The following is a 1,132-nucleotide window of genomic DNA, read 5'->3' as shown; positions in this document are numbered from 1 at the left end:
AAGGCAGGTCTCTGGGCCATTACTGACACTGAGAAGCGAAAGCATGGGGAGCGAACAGGATTAGATACCCTGGTAGTCCATGCCGTAAACGTTGGGAACTAGGTGTGGGTCTCATTCCACGAGATCCGTGCCGCAGCTAACGCATTAAGTTCCCCGCCTGGGGAGTACGGCCGCAAGGCTAAAACTCAAAGGAATTGACGGGGGCCCGCACAAGCGGCGGAGCATGCGGATTAATTCGATGCAACGCGAAGAACCTTACCAAGGCTTGACATACACCGGAATCACTCAGAGATGGGTGCGTCTTCGGACTGGTGTACAGGTGGTGCATGGTTGTCGTCAGCTCGTGTCGTGAGATGTTGGGTTAAGTCCCGCAACGAGCGCAACCCTCGTTCTATGTTGCCAGCACGTGATGGTGGGGACTCATAGGAGACTGCCGGGGTCAACTCGGAGGAAGGTGGGGATGACGTCAAATCATCATGCCCCTTATGTCTTGGGCTTCACGCATGCTACAATGGCCGGTACAAAGGGCTGCGATACCGCGAGGTGGAGCGAATCCCAAAAAACCGGTCTCAGTTCGGATTGGGGTCTGCAACTCGACCCCATGAAGTCGGAGTCGCTAGTAATCGCAGATCAGCAACGCTGCGGTGAATACGTTCCCGGGCCTTGTACACACCGCCCGTCAAGTCACGAAAGTCGGTAACACCCGAAGCCGGTGGCCCAACTGTTTACAGAGGGAGCCGTCGAAGGTGGGACTGGCGATTGGGACTAAGTCGTAACAAGGTAGCCGTACCGGAAGGTGCGGCTGGATCACCTCCTTTCTAAGGAGCAGTCATTTATGGCAGCCCGGTCTGTCCCCGAGTGTGGGGCGGCGGGTGCTCAAGGGTGGAACATCGATTACTTGGCACCGTCCTGGTGTCTTCGACAAGTACAGGCCTCAGCTCCTTCGGGTGGCTGGTGGCCGTGGAACGTGGGGGATGGCGGGTGCGGTGTCTGACACGTTGTTGGGTCCTGAAGGATCGGACGACACGCACCGGCCCCGGTGCCCGCGCTGTCGGCGTGGGTGTCGGGGGGTGTGTGTGCCGGCTGGTTTCTTCTGGTCGTGGGCCCTACCGAACATGCGGCGGATGCCGGG

The 1,132-nt window shown here is 58.7% G+C and carries 1 rRNA gene (only partly in view); it reads left to right on the top strand.

Annotated elements, in window-relative coordinates:
- Window positions 1–818 (top strand): 16S ribosomal RNA (locus AC3WRT_RS20520) (it extends 804 nt beyond the left edge of the window).
- Window positions 819–1,132 lie beyond the last annotated feature (314 nt).

This window comes from Terrabacter sp. FW104-15G4B (assembly GCF_058790095.1).
Note: the sequence above shows the minus strand (reverse complement) of the source record. Positions and strands in the feature narration are given on the sequence as shown.